The sequence below is a fragment of the Chryseobacterium sp. IHB B 17019 genome (assembly GCF_001456155.1).
Taxonomy (GTDB): Bacteria; Bacteroidota; Bacteroidia; order Flavobacteriales; family Weeksellaceae; genus Chryseobacterium.
Map to the genome: position 1 here is coordinate 2,895,002 of NZ_CP013293.1, position 22,631 is coordinate 2,917,632.

Genomic DNA, 22,631 nt, shown 5'->3' on the forward strand with positions numbered 1-22,631 from the left:
ATTACACAAATCTAATCATTTTTTGTTATTAATTTATAAATATAACCATTTTTTTTGTACAAATTTCACAACGATTCAATTTAAGTATTCAGAATAAAAAAACGATAAGGCAACATTAAAATTTCCTAGTATTTAAGGGATTTTTAATAATTCTTAATGAATTTTAACAGAAATAGAATTTATTTTTTAAAGTTCATATTTATTAAAAAATAGACTTTTCCAACAGTTTTAATAACAAAAAAAATCCTCAGAGTTACCTGAGGATTCTTAATATTTAAATATTTATCAATTATTTCTTGATGAACTTAATGCTTTCAGAAATATTTTTGTCTTTAATTGTAATGATATAAGTCCCTTTCACTAATTCAGCTACTCTTACCTGATTGTTATCAATTGACCCTACTTTTACTAATTGTCCTACTGCATTGTGAATCTCAAATGTAGCTTTGTTTGATACCTTTGTAATATTCAACACATCATTGGCCGGATTTGGATATAATCCGAATGTTTCTTTAACAGTTGTTTCGCCAGTAGCCAAAATCTGTGCTTTAAGAAGTCTGCTTTGAGTGGTTGTAAAGCTTGAGCCTGAAACTAAAGTTGTTCCTGATGTTGACTTAACATTGTAATATCCACCATATAAAGTGAATCCGTCTCCGAATGAATCATTTATAGTAAATGTATAACATTCATTAGGGTTTAGCGTCCAGTTCTGTGTAATTAAAGCAGGAATAGGATTTGGACCCGGATTTACTACATCTGGATAATTATTACCACTATAAACTGTAGTTCCTGCACTATTTTTCAAAGTCCATGATATTTCAGAACCGAAGTAATCTAACTGAAGATTAAATACTACATTAGTTCCAACATTAGCAGCTGCTCCTACATAGTTTCCGGTAGCTACATTATTAGAAGCTCTTTGATCTGCTCCTCCATTTGTTGAGGTAATACTTACCGTTACAGGCCCTGAAGCCGTACCAGCATTAACAGGAAGATTTACAATTTGATATTTATCCTGAGCCAAATTCCCTGTCCAGTTATAAGATTGAGAATTTCCATTAATCGAATAATTAATCGTAGCAGTTGTTAGCGGACTTGTTCCTCTATTAAAAAGAGATACCTGCAAAGCCTGAGGCGTACTACAATTTGGAGTACCGCATGCTCTTTCTAATTTTACTTCTGCATCATTTGCAAACAATGGAATAGCAATATCTCTTGTAGAAGTTTTCAATGAGGCCCTTCTAGGAGAATTATTCATTACAGCTGTAAGTCTTGCTGTTTGATCCACTGTAAAAATGTTCATACAACTATCATCAGTGTAATCCATGTAGTTTTCAACCATTTCAAAAATCGCAGGGTTATTACAACTTACAATATCTTGAGGACAGTTATAGTTTGCAGTATGAGCTGTTGGTGTATCAGCACAAAAATCTGTTCCACAAGAAGCATCTCCCCAAATATGTCTTAGTCCCAAGAAATGGCCAACTTCGTGAGTCATTGTTCTTCCTTTATCATAAGGAGCTGACAACATAAATCCTGTACCGTAATCACTGCTTCCGAATGTAGAAAAGGCAGCAACAACTCCGTCGGTATAACTAGCACCTCCAACTGGATCTAAGCCCGAAAGACCAGAACCATCCGGAAATTGGGCATAACCTAAAAGATTAGTATTAGGTGCTGCAAATGCAACACTCCACATATTCATATATTGAGTTGGATCCCAAATTGTCTCAGGCTTTACGAAACCTTCAATAATATCTCTTCTAAAAGTAGACTGACACATTCTTACCCTGTCAATACCATTTGTAGGATTTCCATTAGGATCTACTTTTGCCAATGCAAACTGTATCTGTGTATCAGCACCTATAACATTTGAGTTAAATCCCGGAGTTCCCGCCAATCTACGAAAGTCGTTGTTCATTACGGTAATCTGAGACATCACCTGCTCATCTACAATATTGGGAGCTGCACCATAAGCCTGTCCTCCGTGAATAACGTGTACAACTACAGGAATTGTAACGATATTACCATTTTGAGATTTATCAGCTTTTGCTTTTTCAACCAAAGGTTTCAGCCAAGCTTCGAATTGATCAACTGACATTCTGCCAGGGAATGATTTTTTTAAAAACTCCTCGTATTCCGTAGTTCCGCATCTTTCAAATCCATGGGATTGTGCTAATTCTTGTGGTGTTTTTTCAACTACAAAGTTTTTAGTACCTTTAATAATTTGCGCATTAAAGATTCCTGCACATAGTATAGGCAATAAAAAAAGAGTTTTTGAAGTAGTAGATTTTCTCATTTTAAAAACTTATTTTTTTTGCAAATATATTGTTTTTAGTCATTGTTTTTTGTTTTTTGTAGGAATATATTCTAAAGATTTACATAAAATGAAAAAATAAAACTACTTCCATTTATTACTATTATTAACACTTATAAACTTCAATTGTAATTCACAGCAAAAACTAGATCTTAAAAATTCAACATACCAGCGGTACTAGCTTTGTGATAATTTTCATCTCAAAAACTGGAAAACAAAAAAATCCTCAGATAAGCTGAGGATTCATTAGTATTTAAAGATTTCGTTATTTTTTAATAAACTTAGATGTTAATACATCTTTTCCTTTATCTTCAATTGAAATTACATAAGCTCCTTTTATTAGCTCAGAAACATTAATCTGTCCGTTATTAATTGTTCCTTGTTTTACTAATTGTCCGGCGGCGCTGTAAATTTTGAAAGCTGCCTTATCAGATACTTTAGTAATATTTAAAACATCTGAAACAGGGTTAGGATAAGTCTGAATGTCGTTTTTAGGACCAGCTACATCACTTGTTGCTAAAACAGTAGGTGTAATCAATACATTATAGTCTTCAACCTCTCCGTAAGTATAAGATGTACAAGCTGCAGGAGCCGTATTATAACGTAAAGCGACTCTCATTTTTAACATTTTGTTTTGAACTGCTGTAGCCGGCACTGGGAATATATTGCTTACTGTAGCCGTTGTATTTGGAGTTGAATTCAATACCATTTCACCGGTTTCAAAAGTTCCGCTTCTGTCGAAATCAATCCAAACTCTTACCCCTTCCGGATAAACATCAACCGGCCAGGTTTTAGTTACTGACACTACATTATTTGTTGATCCACTTACAAGATTGATCACCTTCGTAGCATCTGTTCCGTAATCTGTATATGTACTAGCTCCCGAAGTATTATTAATGTTTGCCAATGTTACATTAGAAATATATTCTTCAGAAGGGTCAGATGAAGTAAGGCTGCAATATGTAACAGAAGAAGTAGTTATGAATTGATTATTTGTACCATAAGCACCTGGAGTTCCAGAACAGATGGTTGATACCTGAAGATCATATTTAGTACCTTCTTCCAATCCTGATAAAATTATATAACTGCTTGGTGATGATGCATTCTGCCACACTGTTTCAGTAACTTTTTTGTATCTGATCTGATAAGTAGCTCCAATAGCAGGAGTCCAGCTTACCATTGCAGAAGATGCTGTAATACCGCTTACTACAATATTTGCAGGAGCAGTTGTGCTACATGGCGCAGCAGCTGTTACCAATACCTGCTTGATTGTATAAAAAATATTCCCGATAGCAGAAATTCTTACTTTAATATTCTGTCCGTTCAATGCTGCAGGGAAAGTAAAGTTCTCAGCCCCATCATTTGGAGTGGAAGCAGAAAGTACTGACCAAGTCGTTCCGTTGTCTGTGGTATAATCAATTTTAACGTTAGCTGCATTGTATGGAGCAGCGGCAGTTCCTGCAGCATCCCATAATAATGGAGCCGATAAATTGTGATAAACCTGAGTCGAGTTTATTCTGAAAGGTCCATTGTTTCCTACCGTTACAGTTACAATATCACTTTGTGTCTGCTGAGAAGTTAAAACAGGGTTATTGTCTCTTACTGTTAACACAAAATTTGTAGCTCTTGCTACATTCGATACTGTTTCCCAATCTGCAGGAACTGTAAGATTACCTGCCAATACTGATGAGAATTTAGGGAAGTATCTTGTATTTCCGGTTGCTGTAGGAGTTAAGGATCTAAATAATGCTCCTGTTGCATTATTCCCTGTAACACCTGTCACTGGAGTAGAGCCACTGTCAAACTGTTCCCAAGTATACGTCATTGGATTATTTTCAGGATCCGTAGCTGTTGCTGTTAAAACAAATGCTGTTCCTTTTGGAATTGTATAATCTGTAAGAGCCCCGATTACAGGAGGATTATTTGTAACCGTGGTTTCGATATCACAAGTTGTAGTGGAAAGATTGTCTTCAACCTGTAAAATGCTCGCCACATGGAAATAAGCATCTGAATGCATCTGAACATTTGCCCCAGCAACAATACCTGCATATCCCATAATTGTAGATCCGGAGGCAGGTTCCATATTTACCCCTGTACCTTCAATGTTATGCGAGAATGTGTGGTTAGCGCCTAGCTGGTGACCCAGTTCGTGGGCTACATAGTCAATATCGAAGTTGTCTCCTTCTGGAATACCATCTGCAGGAGATGTATACCCAGAACCTTTACCTTTAGGCTCTGCTGTTGTAGGGTCTGTACATACACAACCAATACATCCGGCATTACCACCACCTCCGGATGCTCCGAATAAGTGACCGATATCATAATTAGCATTTCCAACGTTTGTAGTCAATGTATTTTGAAGCTCAAGGTTCCATGCCCCTGCTGCTCCTGATGAAGCCGGAGAATATGGATCTGTTGCTGCGTTTGTGTAAATTACTGCCGGAAAATTCTGTACAATTAAATGTAATGCAAAATCTTTTTCGAATACACCATTTACTCTTGTCATAGTAGCATTGATTGCTGCCAATGCGCCTGCTACTGTCCCCCCATGGAATTGTGTATATTCCCCTGTCACAGACATTGCCAATCTCATGGTTCTGTATTTCTGATCAGAGCTTTTGGCAAAATTTGTAGGTTGGTTCGTAAAAGATTTACCTTTTGAATATAAAGCGTCTATTTGCTTTTTTGACAAAGCGCTTTCGTTCATACTACAAAGAAAACCGCCTGGAGTTTTATTTGTCTTCGGATGTACTCCGTAGATTGTTTTGTCTGTGTTTTGAGGCTCAATGAACTCATAAACTCCGTCTTTTACCATCATTGACTGAAAGTCATTCGGAGCTACAGAGAATCTTACATATTTTGAAGGATCATCTACCCCCACTCCAACATAGGATCCTAATTGATATCTATCCGCCAATTCTTTGACTACCACCGGAGAACTGTAAACTGCAAATTTTTCGATCTTACCATCTAACGTTGGTAAAGAAATTTCTACAGGTTTTGCGTTTCTCCCCGTTTCCTGAGCACTTGCAAGTTGAGTTCTTATTGTGTTAAGATCCAACTTATAGTAACTTCTTACATTAGAAGATTTTTCTGATCTTCCTTCAAATGTAGCTGGAGACCATTGTGCAAACATGGTTCCTCCTATCAAACTACAAAATAAAGTAGTAATGAGTTTTTTCATATAAGGATATTTTAATATTCAAAAATAATCATACATTTCTTAAAAATTGAAAAAATTATTAATTATTTTGATGCATGTTGATAAATTAATCAATTCAAATGCTATATTTTGATAATTAAAATACTTTCAAACTTATATGTTTTTTTTTGATTTATACTTGACATAAAACAAAAATCCCCGGAGAAATTTCCGGGGATCATATTTATATAAAGATTACTTATTATTTCTTGATGAACTTAATGTTTTCAGAAATATTATTGTCTTTAATTGTAATGATATAAGTTCCTTTAACCAAATCAGCTACTCTTACCTGTTTATTGTTAATAACTCCTCCTTTTACCAATTGCCCTACTGCATTGTGAATTTCAAACGTAGCCTTGTTTGATACTTTTGTAATATTCAATATATCTGAAGCAGGATTTGGATAGATACCAAATGTTTCTTCTTTTACAGTTTCACCGGTAGCTAAAACTTGCGCTTTAAGAAGTCTGCTTTGAGTGGTTGTAAAGCTTGAGCCTGAAACTAAAGTTGTTCCGGATGTTGATTTAACATTATAATATCCACCATATAAGGAGAATCCGTCACCGTATGAATCATTTATAGTAAATGTATAACATTCATTAGGATTTAATGTCCAGTTCTGCGTAATTAGAGCAGGAAGAGGAGTCGTTGTAGTCGGGCTTGGTACATCTGGATAATTGTTACCACTATAAACCGTAGTTCCTGTACTATTTTTCAACGTCCATGATATTTCAGAACCGTAGTAATCTAATTGAAGATTAAATACTACATTGGTTTCAACATTAGCAGGCGTACCCACATAACTTCCAGTAGCTGTATTGTTAGAAACTCTTTGATCAGTTCCACCATTTGCTGAAGCGATACTTACCGTCACAGGTCCTGCAGCTGTACCCGCTACGACAGGAATATTTATAAGTTGAGATTTGTCCTGAACCAAATTTCCGGTCCAAATATAGGATTGAGAACTCCCATTAATTGAATAATTAATTGTAGCAGATGTCAAAGGGCTTGTTCCTCTATTAAAAAGAGATACCTGTAAAGCCTGAGGCGTACTGCAATTTGGAGTCCCACAAGCTCTCTCTAATTTTACTTCTGCATCATTTGCAAACAACTGAATAGCAACATCTTTTGTGGAAGTCTTCAATGAGGCTCTTCTAGGAGAATTATTCATTACAGCTGTAAGTCTAGCTGTTTGATCCACTGTAAAAATATTCATACAAGTATCATCAGTGTAGTCCATATAGTTTTGAACCATTTCAAAAACTGCAGGATTGTCACAACTTGGGGTAGCAGCAGGACAACCAAAGTTTTTAGTATGTGCAGTTGGTGTATCAGCACAATAATCCGATGCACAAGCACCATCCCCCCAAATATGTCTTAAGCCTAAAAAATGACCAACTTCGTGAGTCATTGTTCTTCCTTTATCATAAGGAGCTGATAAAAGGAATCCTGTACCATAATCACTACTTCCGAATGTTTTATAGGTAGCGACAACTCCGTCAGTAAAATTAGGGCCTCCAACCGGATCTAAGCCCTGAAGACCAGAACCATCCGGAAATTGAGCATATCCTAAAATCCCGGTATCCGGTGCTGCAAATGAAAGACTCCACATATTCATATATTGAGTTGGGTCCCAAATTGTCTCAGGTTTTACAAAAGCTTCAATAGCATCTCTATTGAAAGTAGATTGACACATTTTTACCCTATCAATCCCGTTTGTAGGATTTCCGTTAGGATCTACTTTTGCCAATGCGAACTGTATCTGTGTATCTGCACCTACTGCACTTGAATTAAATCCCGGAGTTCCTGCCAATTTACGAAAATCGTTATTCATTACCGTTATTTGGGACATTACTTGTTCATCTACAATATTGGGAGCAGTACCATAGGCCTGTCCTCCGTGAATAACATGCACAACTACAGGAATTGTAATGATATTACCATTTTGAGATTTATTAGTTTTTGCTTTTTCAACTAAAGGTTTCAACCAAGCTTCAAATTGATCAACAGACATTCTGCCAGGGAAAGCGCTTCTTAAAAATTCTTCATATTCTGTAGAGCTGCACCTTTCAAATCCATGGGATTTTGCCAGTTCTTGCGGTGTCTTTTCAACTCCAAAATGTTTAGTTCCTTTATTAATTTGTGCGTTAATAAATCCTACACAGAGTATAGGTAACAAAAAAAGAGTTCTTAAAGTAGTAGATTTTCTCATTTTAAAAATAATTTTAGAAATGTAAATATATTAATTATTTGTTATTTTATTTGAATACTTTTGACATAAATACACTTTTTAATAAATATAAATCAAAATATGATCAAATTAATATTAATATTTTTAATTTCAATTATCAGTATTTCATGTAACTCTCAAGTGAAAACTTTGAACCATGGAAATAAATCAACCATTTCTAAAAAAATGACGAAAATCGATAAAATTGAACTTACAGAAAGAACCAGAGGTATAAATAGAATCATTATTTATACATCAACATCAAAAATGTTTTCAGACAACGGTCAGGAGACCAAAGAAAAGCTTTTACCAGCAGAATGGGAAAAGATAATCAAAGTGGCAACCCTCATTGATCTGTCGAAAATATCATCTTTCCAGGCTCCCACAACGGGAAGATTCTCAGACAAAGCATTAGCTTCTACAGTAATAATTACCTCAAATGGGAAAACTTACGAATCAGGATCCTTTGACGCAGGAATTCCCCCAAAGGAATTGGAGGAATTATATTTATTATTAAAAGGTAAAATTCAAAAATTTAAGCCTGCAGTACCTGAAAGACGTTAAAACTTATAAGCAACATTCCACGCAAATCCCATTCCGAATTTTGAAGAACTTTTTCCAAAGCCAGGAACTATCATTGGCTGAATATCGTCTTGTTTTGTGGTGAAAACCAAATATCTGGGTTGAAGATTAACATCAATATAAAAATTAGACTCAAACAGCTGAACCCTTCCTCCAATGGTACCTTCCATCCAATACGATGATTGTGTAGAAGAAGGAAATGCTATAGATGAGCTGCTGCCTCCAAAACCTCTTACAGGAACAGCCATATATTCCTGGGTGTAGAATGAACCTGCTATTTTTCCACCGGCATAGAAGCCATTAAACTCATTTTGAGGATCTTTCGCCAACATATAAAACGCTCCCAGTTTCAGAAACGGGCCGTTGGCTTTCGCATCATAGCTGTTTTTATTATAAATATTGGATTCAAAACCGGCCTCGATGACACCGTGAATATTATTAGTAATTTTAGATGAAATAAACCCCTGGTACAGTTTTCTATCCGAAAAAAATGAAACTCCCGTGTTGAGAACATCAAAACCAACCATAAAATTGGGTTCATATTTCCATTTTTCTTTTTTTGCCTCTTTTTCCTCCTGAGCAAAGCTCAAAAGGCTGATTAAGCTAAAAAAGAAGGTAAAGATTAGTCTTGTCTTCATTCTCTATAAAGTTTTGTCCGGCTTCTATACTTTTCACCGGAGTAGTTGTTGTAGGGTCTAATACAGAATTCAAATTTTCATAGGTCTTTTTCACGCCACATCCGGGAGAAACATACGTAGATTTTGTTGTATAATTTATTCTGATTTTTGATTCAGTTCCTTTGTCTGACACTCTGAAATAAACATCCGTATAAGGAGAGTCATCAACACGCAAAGGTATAACCCTGGAAGTGATAGCGGTTTGTTTTCCGAGTTGAACCTTTCCGGAACCGTAGTCTACTGCCACATACAGAGAATCCAATGTTTTTTCTTTTCCTGTTTCAAAATTTTTAAAAGAAACTTTCATTCTCGGGGTTCCTTCTCCACTTTCGCAAATATCGTCGTCTCCACCGCATGAAAACAGCAGGCCGATAAAGCAGACAGCTATTAGGAATTTAAAATATTTCATCTGTATAATTTTATTTTTTGGTCAGATGGAACTTTCGTTCATGTTATCTGATCTTTTTCAAATTTAAATAAATTATTTTTTAATCAGTAAAGCAATATTTTCCACATGATGAGTTTGTGGGAACATATCTACCGGTAAAATCTTTACTACTGTGTAATGTTCTTTCATTAAAGCTAAATCTCTGGCCTGAGTTGCAGAATTACAGCTTACATACACCACTTTCTCAGGGGAAAGCTTTAAAATCTGCTCTACCACTTTCTGATGCATCCCATCTCTCGGTGGATCTGTGATCAATACATCTGCTTTTGGATGATTAGCAAGGAACTCGTCATTGAAAATATCCTTCATATCTCCGCAGTAGAAAGAAGTATTAGTTAGTCCGTTCAGTTCTGCGTGCTCGATGGCTGCGTCGATGGCTTCCTGTACGGATTCTATACCGATTACATGCTTTGCCTTTCTCGCAACATATTGTGCGATAGTCCCCGTTCCTGTGTATAAATCATAAACAACTTCATCACCTTTTAAGTCTGCAAATTCAAGGGTTTTTCTGTAAAGTTCCAATGCTTGTTTATAATTGGTCTGAAAGAATGATTTGGGTCCTATTTTAAATTTTAAACCATCCATTTCCTCCATTAAAAAGCCATCTCCGAAATAAACATTGATATTTAAATCATAGATTGAATCATTCGGTTTTGGATTTATTGCATACACCAGGGTTTTAATTTGCGGGAATGCCTCCAATAAGAAATCAAAAAGCTTTTCTCTGTTTTCTTTTTCCTCTCTGTAAAGCTGGAAAAGAACCATCCAATCGCCTTTTGAGTTTTGTCTCATCATTAAAGTCCTTAAAAAACCTTCATGATTTTTTACATCAAAAAAGTCTAAGCCATTCTTCACGGCATATTCTTTTACCGCCAGTCTTATTGCATTGGAAGGATCTTCCTGAAGGAAACATTCTTTAAGATCAAGAATCTTACTCCACATCCCCGGAATATGGAATCCTAAGGCATCTTTATTCCCAAAATTTTCTTCAGAGCTTATTTCATACTGAGTAAGCCAACGGGCATTCGAGAAAGAGAATTCCATTTTATTTCTATAAAAATACTGCTCTTCAGAACCTAAAATAGGAATTGTTTCGAAGTTTTCAATTCCTCCGATTCTTTTGATATTATTATAAACTTCTTCCTGCTTGAAGCTCAGTTGCTTTTCATAGCTCATATTCTGCCATTTGCAGCCACCGCAAACGCTGAAGTGGATACATTTCGGCTTTACTCTGTAAGGTGATTCCTGCAGAATTTCCATAGCTTCACCTTCATAGTATTTTGATTTTGCTTTTTTTACTCTTACATTCACAATATCTCCGGGAATTGCTCCGGAAACCATTACTGTTTTCCCTTCTTCCGTTCTGCCTATTGCAATACCTTTTGCTCCTGCATTTAAGAGTTTTATATTTTCAAGAATTATATTTTTCTTATTTCTTTTCATTAAAAGATTTCTATTGTTCGTATTGTTTTTATAAACTTTGTCAAAGATTTTCAACTTTGACAAAGTGTGTGTCGAAACTCACATTTCAGTTTGCAAAAATACAATAAAAAAAACCTTATCTGAAGACAAGGTTTTTATATATACTCAATTTAAATTATTTTGTCTGAGCCGGCTGAGGAGTAGCAGTTGGTGGCACTTGTTGAGGTGCTGCCATTGCAGGATCCATACCTGGCTGCATTTGTTGCATTTGCATTCTTGGGTCTACTTTAGGAGCAGAAAGCCCTGTTTGCTTATCCAGAACTGTTACCAATTCAGGATCTCCAAGGTTGAAGAATGGCTTACTTGCAATTTTACCGTCTTTATCTACAACGATAAAGCACGGTAATTTGAAACCGTATACTCCGTATTTTTTAGCAATATCAGAGTTTAATCCTCCGTCGCCATAAACATTCACTCCAGTGATTCCTTTTAATAATGAATTACTTGTCTTTATGAACTGATCTTTTGTATCATCAACGTTTACATAGACGAAGTTCATTTTGGATTTGTAGAAGTTCACTACTTCTTTCAATACAGGAATTGTTGCTTCCCCGATGTAAGGATTCCAAGATGCGTAGAAAGTTAATAAGTACGGTTTTCCTTTATTTTCAGAAAGCTTATATGCTTTTCCGTCTTGTTTTGCTAATGATGCTTCCGGAGCCTGCTCCCCAATTTTGAATCCGTTGATAGCAAACTGAATCTTTTTAAGGTCTTCCTTAATAGTAGCATCCTTGATATCTGTATCAATAATCTTCTTGATTTTCTCAACAGTTTTGTCAGGAGAACCTGGATGAATATCAGATTGAGCCATTACAAAAGCCAATAAATAATCTTTAGCCGTTTGTGAAAGGTCTTTTTGATTTTTCTTTAAATATTCTGTGAATAATTCTGAAGTTGTGATATCAGTTTTTCCTTTGCTGTTTGCCTCCGCATATTTTTGGAAGTCAGGACTCATTTTACCTAAAAGATATTGTCTGTAGAAAGGATTTTCCTTTACCATCACTTCTTTATTTTCCTGAAGTTTGTTTTCAAAATCAGTGAAAGTTTTTGTTACTTTGAATGACGGATTACCCATTTGTTTATGTGTAATATCATACTGATTCATAATGGTAAGCAATGTGCTTGAAAGGTCGTTTTTCTTCCATGCTATCACTTCATTATCAGGATTGAATTTCTTAGCGCTTTCATCAATATTTTTGTTGACGTCGGCCTGTACTTTTTCAATTCCTTTTAAGAAAGTTTTTTCATCTTTCATAATCAGCTCATTCATATTTACAGTCTGAGCATAGTTTGAAAGATATTTTTGAGTTGCTGTAAAGAAGTCGTTGTTCTTTTTGGCATCACCTGTAATAACATATTCCGATGGGAAAGTCATTCCGTTTCCTGAAATCTCTAGCTTCTGACCTCCTTTTAAATAAATTAAATTTTGTTTTCCACCATAGGAAATCACATACATTCCACTTTTAGGAGCATCAAAGCTTCCTGCAAAGGTTCCGTCTTTATTGACACCGATATTAATTAATGGTAAAGTGGCAACTCCTGAAGCTTCTATGAATTCGATTCTTTCTAATGGAGAACCGCCAGTGATTTTTCCTTTTACTTCTACTTTTTTAGAGCAAGACATCGCAAAAACGGCGATGATAAACAATAAAAGATATTTTTTCATTTTGAATTTTATAATTACGCAAAAATAAGTTTTTCAATAAACTAAAAGCAATTAAATACTACTTTTATGAAAGATTTAACTAAAAAAAATCGTCATCCATTGAGGAGACGATTTTTTCTTTATTGTTAATTTAATTTTATCCTCTGTCAACAAAAGCTGCCATATATTCTCTATTCATTCTGGCGATGTTTTCAAGTGAAATTCCTTTAGGGCATTCTACTTCACAAGCACCAGTATTTGAGCAGTTTCCGAATCCTTCTTCATCCATAGCCTTTACCATATTCAGAACTCTTCTCTTCGCCTCTACTCTACCTTGAGGAAGTAATGCGAACTGAGAAACCTTAGCTCCTACGAATAACATAGCAGAACCGTTTTTACACGAAGCCACACAAGCCCCACAAGCGATACATGCTGCGGCGTCCATTGCCTTATCTGCATCTTCTTTGGGAACCGGAATTGCATTGGCGTCCAATGTGTTACCAGAAGTATTCACTGAGATAAAACCACCTGCGGCCATTACTCTGTCGAATGCACTTCTGTCTACCATTAAGTCTTTAATAACAGGGAAGGCAGCACTTCTCCAAGGTTCAATAACGATCGTCTCACCGTCTTTGAACATTCTCATGTGAAGCTGGCAAGTTGTGATCCCTGTATCCGGACCGTGTGCTCTACCGTTGATATAAAGGGAACACATTCCACAAATCCCTTCACGACAGTCGTGATCGAAAGCTATGGGCTCTTTTCCCTCGTTAATCAGGTTTTCATTAAGGATGTCCAACATTTCCAGAAATGAAGAATCTGTAGAAACATCCGATATTTTATAAGTCTCAAACTGACCTTTAGATTTATTATTTTTCTGTCTCCAAATTTTCAGCGTAAGATGTAAGCCTTTTTTTGCACTCATAATTGTATATTTAAAGATTGGAGATTATTTGTAACTTCTTGTTTTTACCTCGATGTTGTCATAGATTAGCTCTTCTTTATGCAAGACTTCCGCATTGATATCGCTTCCTTGATATTCCCAAGCTCCGACGTATTTGAAATTAACGTCATCTCTTTCCGCTTCTCCATCAGGAGTTGAGTGATCTTCACGGAAATGTCCTCCACAAGATTCATTTCTGTGTAGTGCATCGATAGCCATCAACTGTCCAAGCTCAAGGAAATCTGCTACTCTGAACGCTTTTTCAAGCTCTGTGTTCATACCATCATTATCTCCCGGAACTTTTACGTTTTTCCAGAAATCGTTTCTTACTTCTTCGATTTCTCTGATTGCTTCTCTTAACCCTTCAGGAGTTCTTCCCATTCCTACTTTATTCCACATAATGTGTCCTAATCTCTTATGGAAATGATCTACTGAATGAGTTCCTTTATTATTTAAGAAAAATTCAACTTTCTCTTTTATTCCTTTTTCAGCTTCGTCGAATGCTCCTACATTGGTAGGAATTGCTCCTGTTCTGATATCTGCAGAAAGATAATCTGCAATAGTATAAGGAAGTACGAAATATCCATCGGCCAAACCTTGCATTAATGCAGAAGCTCCCAATCTGTTGGCCCCGTGATCTGAGAAGTTAGCTTCACCGATTACGAAACATCCCGGAATAGTAGACTGAAGGTTGTAATCAACCCAAACACCACCCATTGTGTAATGCACTGCAGGATAGATTTTCATTGGAGTTTTATAAGGATCATCAGCCGTAATTTTTTCATACATTACGAATAAGTTACCATACTTTTCCTCAACCCAGCTTTTACCTAAATCGTAAAGCTGTTGATCCGTAGGATTGTGAATATGTTTTTCGATAGCGGCTTCTCTACCTTTTTTCATGATCTCTGTAGAGAAATCAAGGTAAACACCTTCTTTTGTATCATTATTTTCGATTCCGAAACCGGCGTCGCATCTTTCCTTAGCTGCTCTGGAAGCAACGTCTCTAGGTACAAGGTTACCGAACGCAGGATATCTTCTTTCCAAATAATAATCCCTGTCTTCTTCTTTAATATTTTCAGGTCTTAATTTTCCTTCTCTGATGGCCACAGAATCTTCAATTTTCTTAGGAACCCAGATTCTTCCTGAGTTTCTTAATGATTCAGACATCAAAGTAAGCTTAGACTGCTGAGTTCCGTGAACCGGAATACACGTTGGGTGAATCTGTACATAACAAGGATTCGCGAAATACGCTCCCTTTTTATGGATTTTCCAAGCTGCAGAAACGTTTGAACCCATTGCGTTGGTAGAAAGGAAATATACGTTTCCGTAACCTCCCGAAGCGATAACAACAGCGTGAGCAGAATGTCTTTCAATCTCACCTGTTACAAGGTTTCTTGCGATAATACCTCTCGCTTTTCCATCAACAATTACAAGATCCATCATTTCGTGACGGTTGTACATTTTAATTCTACCTTTACCGATCTGACGGCTCATTGCAGAATATGCACCTAATAATAATTGCTGACCTGTTTGTCCTTTAGCATAAAAAGTTCTTTTTACCTGAACCCCACCGAATGAACGGTTATCTAACTGACCTCCGTATTCTCTTCCGAAAGGAACACCCTGAGCAACACATTGGTCGATAATATTTGCAGAAACTTCAGCTAATCTGTAAACGTTGGCTTCTCTTGCTCTATAGTCACCACCTTTGATCGTGTCATAGAATAATCTATAAGTAGAGTCACCGTCTCCCTGATAATTTTTAGCTGCGTTGATACCTCCCTGAGCCGCAATAGAGTGCGCTCTTCTTGGAGAATCCTGATAGCAGAATGCTTTCACATTGTATCCTTGCTCTGCCAAAGTAGCAGCTGCAGAACCACCTGCCAAACCTGTACCAACAACAATAATATCAATTTTATCTCTGTTGTTTGGTGCAACAAGGTTCATATGATCTTTATGATTTTTCCATTTGTCCTTAAGAGGGCCTGCTGGAATTTTTGAATCTAATTTACTCATAAGTATATTTGATATTATAATTGAGTTACGAAGTGATAAATTGCAATATAAATAAATCCGGCAGGAATAAGGATAGAATACCACTTCCCAAAAGCTTTAATAACCGGAGTATATTTCGGATGTCTTGCTCCTATTGACTGGAATGAAGACTGAAATCCGTGAGCTAAGTGCAATCCCAGCAAAACAAAAGAAATTATATATAAAACTACTCTCCAAAGATCTGCAAACTTTGCATGCAGGTCTCCCCAGAAACGTGTTTCCTCGATTGGTAATCCATCAACATATTTGTAATTCATCTCGTGAAGCCAAAAGTCATACAAGTGAAGAAAAACAAAAGCCAGAATCACAGCACCGGAAATAATCATATTCCTGGACATCCATGTAGAATTGTGAGAAGGATTGTTGGAATCGTATTTTATAGGACGTGCGTTTTGGTTTTTAATTTCCAAAACAAATCCCATTACAAAATGGAAAACGACAGCAAATATCAGTACCGGCTGCATTACAAATTGAATAAGAGGATTGTATCCCATGAATTGCGAAGCATTGTTGTAAGCATCCTCACCAAAAACCGACAAAAGGTTTACAGAAAGGTGCATCACCAGAAATATCAGCAAAAACATAGCCGACAATGCCATAGCATATTTTCTACCTATCGTAGAACTCGTTAAACCTGCCATATAAGTTTACATTTGATTTTCCACAAAATTAAGAAATGTTAACTACATCATAAAGTGAGAAATCTCACAAAAAGCTAGTTTGTAATACTTCTAAATAAGAGCTCTAGACATTATAAAACAAAGGGAAAATAAAAAATTTAACAATTAATTTATCTGATAAATTTTACCATGATAAACCACCTGCCGAACAGACTTCGGGAAAGACTTTATCTCAATATCATTCAGTCGTCTGGAAGCGCAATAAGGATTAATGATAAACCGCTCAATCTTCTCTCTATCCGCAATATCCTGAATCCAGAAACACGCCTTGTCACCCTTCTTTATTGACAATATCTTATTTTTAGAAAACTCGTGAACTAAGATCTCCTCCTTTTGATTTTCATAAAAGGTAAAACCAATCCGTAAAAGGAAAAAAGCAAAAACAGACATCAGCACCCTTGAAGAATTTTTAATGTTAAATTTTAAAATAATGAACCTCATCAAATAAACAATTAAAAACAAAGAAAAAACTTCAACCAGATTCATGGAAATGTTTTCAAAAAATAATGAATCGAAATCAGCAAACCAATGAATAATTTTCAATAATAGCCGGATTATAAAATCATAAGTCTGATCAATTAAACTGAAATTAAATCTGAAAGCAATTAAAACGGTCATCAAAAATGAAAAAACGATGATAATTTCTGAGAAAGGAACAATGAAAAAATTAGCAATAATTGAGATAAAAGAGAATTGATGAAAATAATATAAAACCAATGGAAGTGTAGCCAATTGAGCTGATACGGAAATTGAAATGGTATTAAAAATTAATTTTTTAAAGAGATTATCCTGTTTTGGAAAATATTTTAAAATCGGTTCATTCAACCAAAAAATCCCCAATACAGCAAGAAAACTCAGCTGAAAACCGACATCAAAAATCTGTTGGGTATCAACAATTAAAATAATAAACGCTGATAAAGCCAGAGAATGCAACAAGTCAGGTTTTCTTTGAAGTAAAACATATCCATAATATATGCTCAACATGATACAGGATCTTACAACCGAATTTCCAAATCCAATAAAAGCAGCAAACAACCAGATGAAAGTCAAGCTCGAAACAATTGCATATTTCCTGAATTTTAAAGGTGAAATTCTTACGAGCAAAAAGTAAAACAAACCGAAAACCACAACAATATGCGTCCCTGAAATGGCAAGAAAATGAACCAGTCCGGACCTGTTGAAGTCCTGCAGGGTTTGAGTATCCGTTTCTGTACGATCAGCAAGAACAATTCCTTTTAAAAATTCTTTTGTTTTGGAAGACATCTTAGCATCATTGATCTTTTTAAGAACTTCTAATCTTTTTTGCGAAAATTTTTCACCTAAGCTCAAATCATTTCTTTGAACAGAAGAAACACCATTATTACTGTAACATTGATATTCAATATTTTTCCTTCTTAAATATTGTGCATAATCAAATTGAAAATCATATTCCGGAGACTTTGGTTTTGTAATAAATACATTAGATTTATAATAATGATTAAAATCCAGCTCATCATGATCTTTAGGAATATATAAAACAATATTGAATATGGTACTGCCCGTTTGAGCTATAGCTTCATACTTTTTATTCTTCTCTGTTGAATTTAATTTTCTGGAAATTTTAAAAAAAATTGTTTCATTCTTTGCCACAGCTATATTTTGAGATGAAAAAGAATTGAAAAAATGCAGTATAATACCGATTCCGAAGAACATTAAACCTAACAAATAAGGTTTTGCTTTATGTAAAAGATATGATTTTAAAAATGTTGAAATTGAAATCAAAAGACAAATTCCAACAAGAAGACAGATGATATTTTTATCCAAAGAAATCTTATCCTGGAACAAAATGCCTGCAATAAAGCAAACGGCAAGAATGAGAAGCGGCTGTTTATTCAATCAAAAAATTTGTGTACCACGAAAGTATTTATTCAGATAGAAATTTGCACATCAATATTTTAAAAATTTAAAAGAGAAGCCATATTCGTTATTTAAAAGAAAAATCGTAGAAGTTTTTTCTACGATCTATATTGTTCAATTTAATATTTTAAACTTTCAGAATCACCTCAGCGGCTTTTTCACTAGCTCCTTTTCCGCCTAGCTTCTCCCGTAAAAGCTCGTAATCATTCAACATTTGAGATCTTTTCTCACCTTCCATGATCTTTTTCAATTCTTCAACCAAGTTTTTAGTATTCAAATCATTTTGGATCAGTTCCCTTACAATCTCCCGATCCATGATGAGATTTACCAGAGAAATATACTTTATATTTTTAACCAATCTTTTCGCAATGGCGTAAGAAACTTTGCTTCCACGGTAGCAAACTACTTCGGGAACATTCAACAGGGCGGTTTCTAATGTTGCCGTTCCTGAAGTTACCAAAGCTGCTTTTGAACATCGTAGCAGATCATATGTTTTATTGGAAACAAAATACACATTATCATCAACATAGGCCTCATAAAAATCTCGAGGAAGACTTGGAGCGCCAGCAATTACGAACTGATATTCTTTAAAATAAGGCCTTACCGAAAGCATCATTTCCAGCATTTTTTCCACTTCCTGTTTCCGGGAGCCGGGTAAAAGTGCGATGATTTCTTTTTCGTTTAATCCGTTTTCTGCTTTAAAATTTTCAGCATTAACATTTTCAAGCGTAGAAATTGCATCAAGCAAGGGATGTCCCACAAAATGCGAGTGTACACCATGTTTTGTATAAAAATCTTCTTCAAATGGAAGAATCACCATCATTTCATCAACATATTTCTTAATAATTTCTACTCTGCCTTCTTTCCAGGCCCAAAGTTGCGGAGAAATATAATAAACGACCTTAATCCCAAGTTCTTTCGCAAATTTTGCAATCCTTAAATTGAATCCCGGATAATCAATTAAAATCAAAACATCCGGTTTATTTTTTTTTATATCTTTCTTACAAAACTTTATATTATTCAGAATTGTCCGCAGGTTTTTTGCCACTTCCAAAAATCCCATAAAAGCAAGATCTTTGTAGTGTTTTACCAATGTTTCGCTTTGGGCAGCCATAAGATCACCGCCCCAAAACCTGAATTCTGCATCCGGGTCTTTTTGTTTCAAAGCTTTCATCAAATTACCCCCGTGCAAGTCTCCGGAAGCTTCTCCTGCGATAATGTAATACTTCATTTCTTATGAAATCTTTTTGTTTTTTTTAATGTCATCAGGAACTTCCATTATCGGCAATTATGGGACGTTTCTATGACAGGAATAGAGAACAAATAAGATGTTTTTAAGATCTTAATTTGTAAATTTGTTCAAAGATAATGATAAAAATGTCAGAAGAATTTGAAATCCGAAATAAAGTTGCAGAAAGCGGTCTTATCAATTTTGACCTTACCGATCTCATTCCTAAAGGTGTGAGAAAAGGCATTGACCTGAAAGATTTTCTTTTCATGGAGATGATTTTAAAAGAGAAAGATTTTCGTGAAAAGGTAGCCTCCATTGATGTTGAAGAATACCGTGATGCTTATGTTTATATCTATAATTCTGCAGATGCGATTGTTCCTCTGTGGGCTTATTTTTTATTGACAGCAAAGATTACTGATGTAACCAAAAAAATTGTTTTCGGAAATCGTGAAGATCTGGAAGTAATTTTAATGCATAATGCCATTAAAAATTATGATTTTGAGGAAATGCGAGATAAAAGAGTACTGGTAAAAGGCTGCTCCGATAAAGAAATTCCTGAGAATGCCTATATTGAATTGGTAGAACAATTGAAACCGGTAGTAAAATCATTAATGTTTGGTGAGGCATGCTCAATGGTTCCTATTTTAAAAAATTAGTAGAGAAAATATAATCTCCTGAAGAAATTCATAAACTTTAACACTGTTTTTTAATTAAAAAAAATTATCAAGGAATATTTTTTGATAACTTTGGTTTACATAACAATTAAACAAACACAAACTATGAGTTTAATCGACCTACTTACAGGAAACACCGGCAATCAGGTTGCCGAACAGGCTGAAGGCAAATTCGGGATCAGCAGAAACCAGGTGATTGCTTTGCTTGCGGTGGCTGCCCCACTGATTATTTCTTATCTTAGAAACAAATCTCAGGATTCCAACGAAGCAGAATCTTTAAATAAAGCTCTGGATAAAGATCACGACGGAAGTATTTTGGACGATGTTTCGCAAGCAGATGCAAGACAGGACGAAGGAAACTCTATTCTCAGCCATGTTTTTGGTGGGGATAAGCAGAATGTAGAAAACCAGCTGTCTCAAAATACAGGAATTTCCATTGACAAAATCGGTCCTATCTTATCGATGCTGGCTCCGGTAATTATGGGATATATCGGAAGAGAAAAGCAACAGAATAATGTTGGTGCTGGCGGATTGGGAGATTTACTGGGAGGAATTCTGGGAAATGCTTCGAATCAGGCTCAAAATCAGCAATCAAGCCCGCTCAATGACATTTTAGGAAGTGTTCTTGGAAACGGACAGTCACAATCTTCCGGAAATCCACTGAATGATATTCTTGGAAGCGTTCTAGGAGGTGGAAACCAACAGAAACAACAAGGCGGAGGCGGATTAGGAGATATCCTGGGAAGCTTTTTAGGAGGAAAATAATTTAACTTTGTAATACAAAAAAGACCGAGGATTAATTTCTTCGGTCTTTTTTATTTTTACTCTTTTTTAGATTTTTCTTCTGAGGCTATCAAAGTTTTTGACGCTTTTCTTGGTCTTCTTTTTCCGTAGCTTCCATTGTTGATCTTACCTCTTTTAGATTTTTTGTCTCCTTTTCCCATAATAATAAATTTTAGTTGATGCTTACGAATTTAGAAAATATGGCTCTAAAAACAAAGAATTGGGCTGTTAAAGTTTTTATAATCTTAGCTGGAAGTTTGAAGCTGGAGGATGGAAGTTAATATTGGAGCGTTAATTTTTACAATTTTAAAAAACTTCCATCCTCCAGCTTCAAACTTCCCTTCCTCTACACTTTCATTGTCTTCCACTTCCCTCTCTTAAATAAGATGAAAGCTACGATAGTAATTAAAGTTTCTGCTGCGGGAATAGATATAAAAACACCTTTAGGCCCCATTTCAAAATGTTTTGAAAGAAAATAAGCCAACGGAATCTGGAACAACCAAAATCCGAAAACATTCACCCAAGTTGGTGTCCATGTATCTCCTGCTCCGTTGAAAGCATTGATCATCACCATCCCGATTCCATAGAAAATAAATCCTACACTCATAATGTGCAAAGCATTTTTAGCAACATTTTTGATTTCAGCTTCCTGTGTAAAAAATCCTACTAAAAAGTCGCCCAATAAGAAAAATATTAAGCTTACTGCGATCATAAAAATCACATTGTATTTTACAGTTTTCATGACAGATTGTTCTGCCCTCAACATTTCATTGGCTCCCATGTTTTGTCCTACTAAAGTTGCAGCAGCGTTACTTAATCCCCAAGCCGGAAGCATGAAAAACATCATCAGCCTTAAAGCTGTCTGATATCCCGCAGAAGCATTTTCACCGCCTGTTGTCGCCACCAGTTGCGCAAGGAAAATCCAGCTGCATGAAGCAACCACGAATTGAAAAATCCCCGGAGTTGCAATTTTTACGGTTGATTTTATTAATTTAAAATCAGGTTTGAAATAATCTAAATGAATACGGATTTGCGTATCTGCAACCAAAAGATGATACAATTGATACATCACTCCGATGCTTCGCCCAATAGTGGTAGCCAAAGCAGCTCCCGTCAATCCCATCGCAGGAATCGGGCCTAAACCTTTGATTAAAACCGGACAAAGAATAATATTGGCAATATTAGCAATCCAGAGAGATTTCATGGCAATGGCAGCATTTCCAGCTCCTCTGAAAATACCGTTGATTAAGAATAAAAGCATAATAATAACGCTGCTTCCCATCATGATTCTTGTAAAATCCTTTCCATAAGCTGCTGCCTCAGGCTTTGATCCCATCAGAATTAAAATTTCCTCAGCATAAATCACTCCGAATAAACTCAAAATAAAAGTCACCACAAACGAAACCAATAAGACCTGTGCTGCACTTTTGGAAGCCTGATCAGGATTTTTTTCTCCGATTCTCCTTGCTACCATGGCAGTTGCCGCCATACTCATCCCGATCGCGATAGAATACATGATTGAAAGCACAGATTCCGTAAGACCAACTGTCTGAATCGCATAACCACTTTCCTTTAAATGACCCACAAAATATAGATCCACCAACGCAAATACAGATTCCATCGCCATTTCCAACATCATTGGAATGGCCAAAAGGAGCACCGCACTTCTTATGCTTGCTGTGGTATAATCTACTTCTTCACCGCTTAAGGCTTTTTTCAGAAAGTTAAAATATTTCGTCATAATCTGTCATTTAGTTATGCAAAAATATAGATTCAAAAG

General features: G+C 35.7%; 17 protein-coding genes. 3 read left to right on the top strand and 14 right to left on the bottom strand.

Annotated features, from left to right (window positions below; genetic code table 11):
- Positions 1-289: 289 nt before the first annotated feature.
- From ATE47_RS13350 to ATE47_RS13360, 3 genes are all read right to left on the bottom strand, one after another.
- Positions 290-2,299 (bottom strand): M43 family zinc metalloprotease, encoded by a 2,010-nt coding sequence (locus ATE47_RS13350; RefSeq protein ID WP_062162431.1) that lies wholly within the window; start codon positions 2,297-2,299, stop codon positions 290-292.
- Between the two features lie 283 nt (positions 2,300-2,582).
- Positions 2,583-5,501, bottom strand: a complete 2,919-nt coding sequence (locus ATE47_RS13355) for a reprolysin-like metallopeptidase (RefSeq protein ID WP_062162432.1) — start codon at positions 5,499-5,501, stop codon at positions 2,583-2,585.
- Positions 5,502-5,721: 220 nt separating this feature from the next.
- Positions 5,722-7,734 carry a M43 family zinc metalloprotease gene (locus ATE47_RS13360; protein ID WP_062162433.1) on the bottom strand — a complete coding sequence of 671 codons (2,013 nt, stop codon included), beginning with the start codon at positions 7,732-7,734 and terminating at the stop codon, positions 5,722-5,724.
- A 99-nt stretch (positions 7,735-7,833) separates the two neighbouring features.
- On the opposite strand from ATE47_RS13360, the gene ATE47_RS13365 reads away from it, so the two are divergent.
- Entirely contained in the window at positions 7,834-8,316 is a 483-nt protein-coding gene (locus ATE47_RS13365; RefSeq protein WP_062162434.1) for a hypothetical protein, read from the top strand.
- On the opposite strand, the gene ATE47_RS13370 is transcribed toward ATE47_RS13365, so the two are convergent.
- The 9 genes from ATE47_RS13370 to lpxB form a co-directional block, all read right to left on the bottom strand.
- Positions 8,313-8,972 (bottom strand): DUF6048 family protein, encoded by a 660-nt coding sequence (locus tag ATE47_RS13370; protein ID WP_062162435.1) that lies wholly within the window; start codon positions 8,970-8,972, stop codon positions 8,313-8,315. The two genes, ATE47_RS13365 and ATE47_RS13370, sit on opposite strands and share 4 nt — an antisense overlap.
- Positions 8,938-9,420 (bottom strand): DUF6452 family protein, encoded by a 483-nt coding sequence (locus ATE47_RS13375; protein ID WP_062162436.1) that lies wholly within the window; start codon positions 9,418-9,420, stop codon positions 8,938-8,940. Before ATE47_RS13375 ends, ATE47_RS13370 begins: the two co-directional genes overlap by 35 nt.
- A 72-nt stretch (positions 9,421-9,492) precedes the next feature.
- A complete protein-coding gene (gene rlmD / locus ATE47_RS13380) occupies positions 9,493-10,902 on the bottom strand; it encodes a 23S rRNA (uracil(1939)-C(5))-methyltransferase RlmD (RefSeq protein WP_062163556.1) in 1,410 nt (469 codons plus the stop codon).
- Between the two features lie 154 nt (positions 10,903-11,056).
- Positions 11,057-12,607, bottom strand: coding sequence for a TlpA family protein disulfide reductase (locus tag ATE47_RS13385; RefSeq protein WP_062162437.1), 1,551 nt, complete (start codon positions 12,605-12,607; stop codon positions 11,057-11,059).
- Between the two features lie 136 nt (positions 12,608-12,743).
- A complete protein-coding gene (locus ATE47_RS13390; protein WP_062162438.1) occupies positions 12,744-13,511 on the bottom strand; it encodes a succinate dehydrogenase/fumarate reductase iron-sulfur subunit in 768 nt (255 codons plus the stop codon).
- Positions 13,512-13,535: 24 nt separating this feature from the next.
- The gene (locus ATE47_RS13395; protein WP_062162439.1) at positions 13,536-15,548 is read right to left on the bottom strand and encodes a fumarate reductase/succinate dehydrogenase flavoprotein subunit; all 2,013 of its coding nucleotides are present in this window, start codon (positions 15,546-15,548) and stop codon (positions 13,536-13,538) included.
- Between the two features lie 14 nt (positions 15,549-15,562).
- Complete coding sequence (locus ATE47_RS13400; RefSeq protein WP_062162440.1) at positions 15,563-16,228, bottom strand: succinate dehydrogenase cytochrome b subunit; 666 nt, start codon at positions 16,226-16,228, stop codon at positions 15,563-15,565.
- Between the two features lie 144 nt (positions 16,229-16,372).
- Complete coding sequence (locus tag ATE47_RS13405; RefSeq protein WP_062162441.1) at positions 16,373-18,142, bottom strand: ComEC/Rec2 family competence protein; 1,770 nt, start codon at positions 18,140-18,142, stop codon at positions 16,373-16,375.
- A 148-nt stretch (positions 18,143-18,290) separates the two neighbouring features.
- On the bottom strand, positions 18,291-19,394 hold the full coding sequence (gene lpxB / locus ATE47_RS13410) for a lipid-A-disaccharide synthase (protein WP_062162442.1): 1,104 nt from the start codon (positions 19,392-19,394) through the stop codon (positions 18,291-18,293).
- 146 nt (positions 19,395-19,540) lie between these two features.
- Here lpxB and ATE47_RS13415 point away from each other — a divergent pair, with 146 nt between their 5' ends.
- Positions 19,541-20,050, top strand: coding sequence for a DUF2480 family protein (locus ATE47_RS13415; RefSeq protein WP_062162443.1), 510 nt, complete (start codon positions 19,541-19,543; stop codon positions 20,048-20,050).
- Positions 20,051-20,173: 123 nt separating this feature from the next.
- Positions 20,174-20,833 (top strand): DUF937 domain-containing protein, encoded by a 660-nt coding sequence (locus ATE47_RS13420; RefSeq protein ID WP_062162444.1) that lies wholly within the window; start codon positions 20,174-20,176, stop codon positions 20,831-20,833.
- A gap of 56 nt (positions 20,834-20,889) precedes the next feature.
- On the opposite strand, the gene ATE47_RS18925 is transcribed toward ATE47_RS13420, so the two are convergent.
- Positions 20,890-21,012, bottom strand: a complete 123-nt coding sequence (locus ATE47_RS18925; RefSeq protein ID WP_082632603.1) for a 30S ribosomal protein THX — start codon at positions 21,010-21,012, stop codon at positions 20,890-20,892.
- Between the two features lie 185 nt (positions 21,013-21,197).
- Positions 21,198-22,592: an MATE family efflux transporter gene (locus tag ATE47_RS13425; RefSeq protein WP_062162445.1), complete on the bottom strand. Its 1,395-nt coding sequence runs from the start codon at positions 22,590-22,592 to the stop codon at positions 21,198-21,200.
- Between the last annotated feature and the right edge of the window lie 39 nt (positions 22,593-22,631).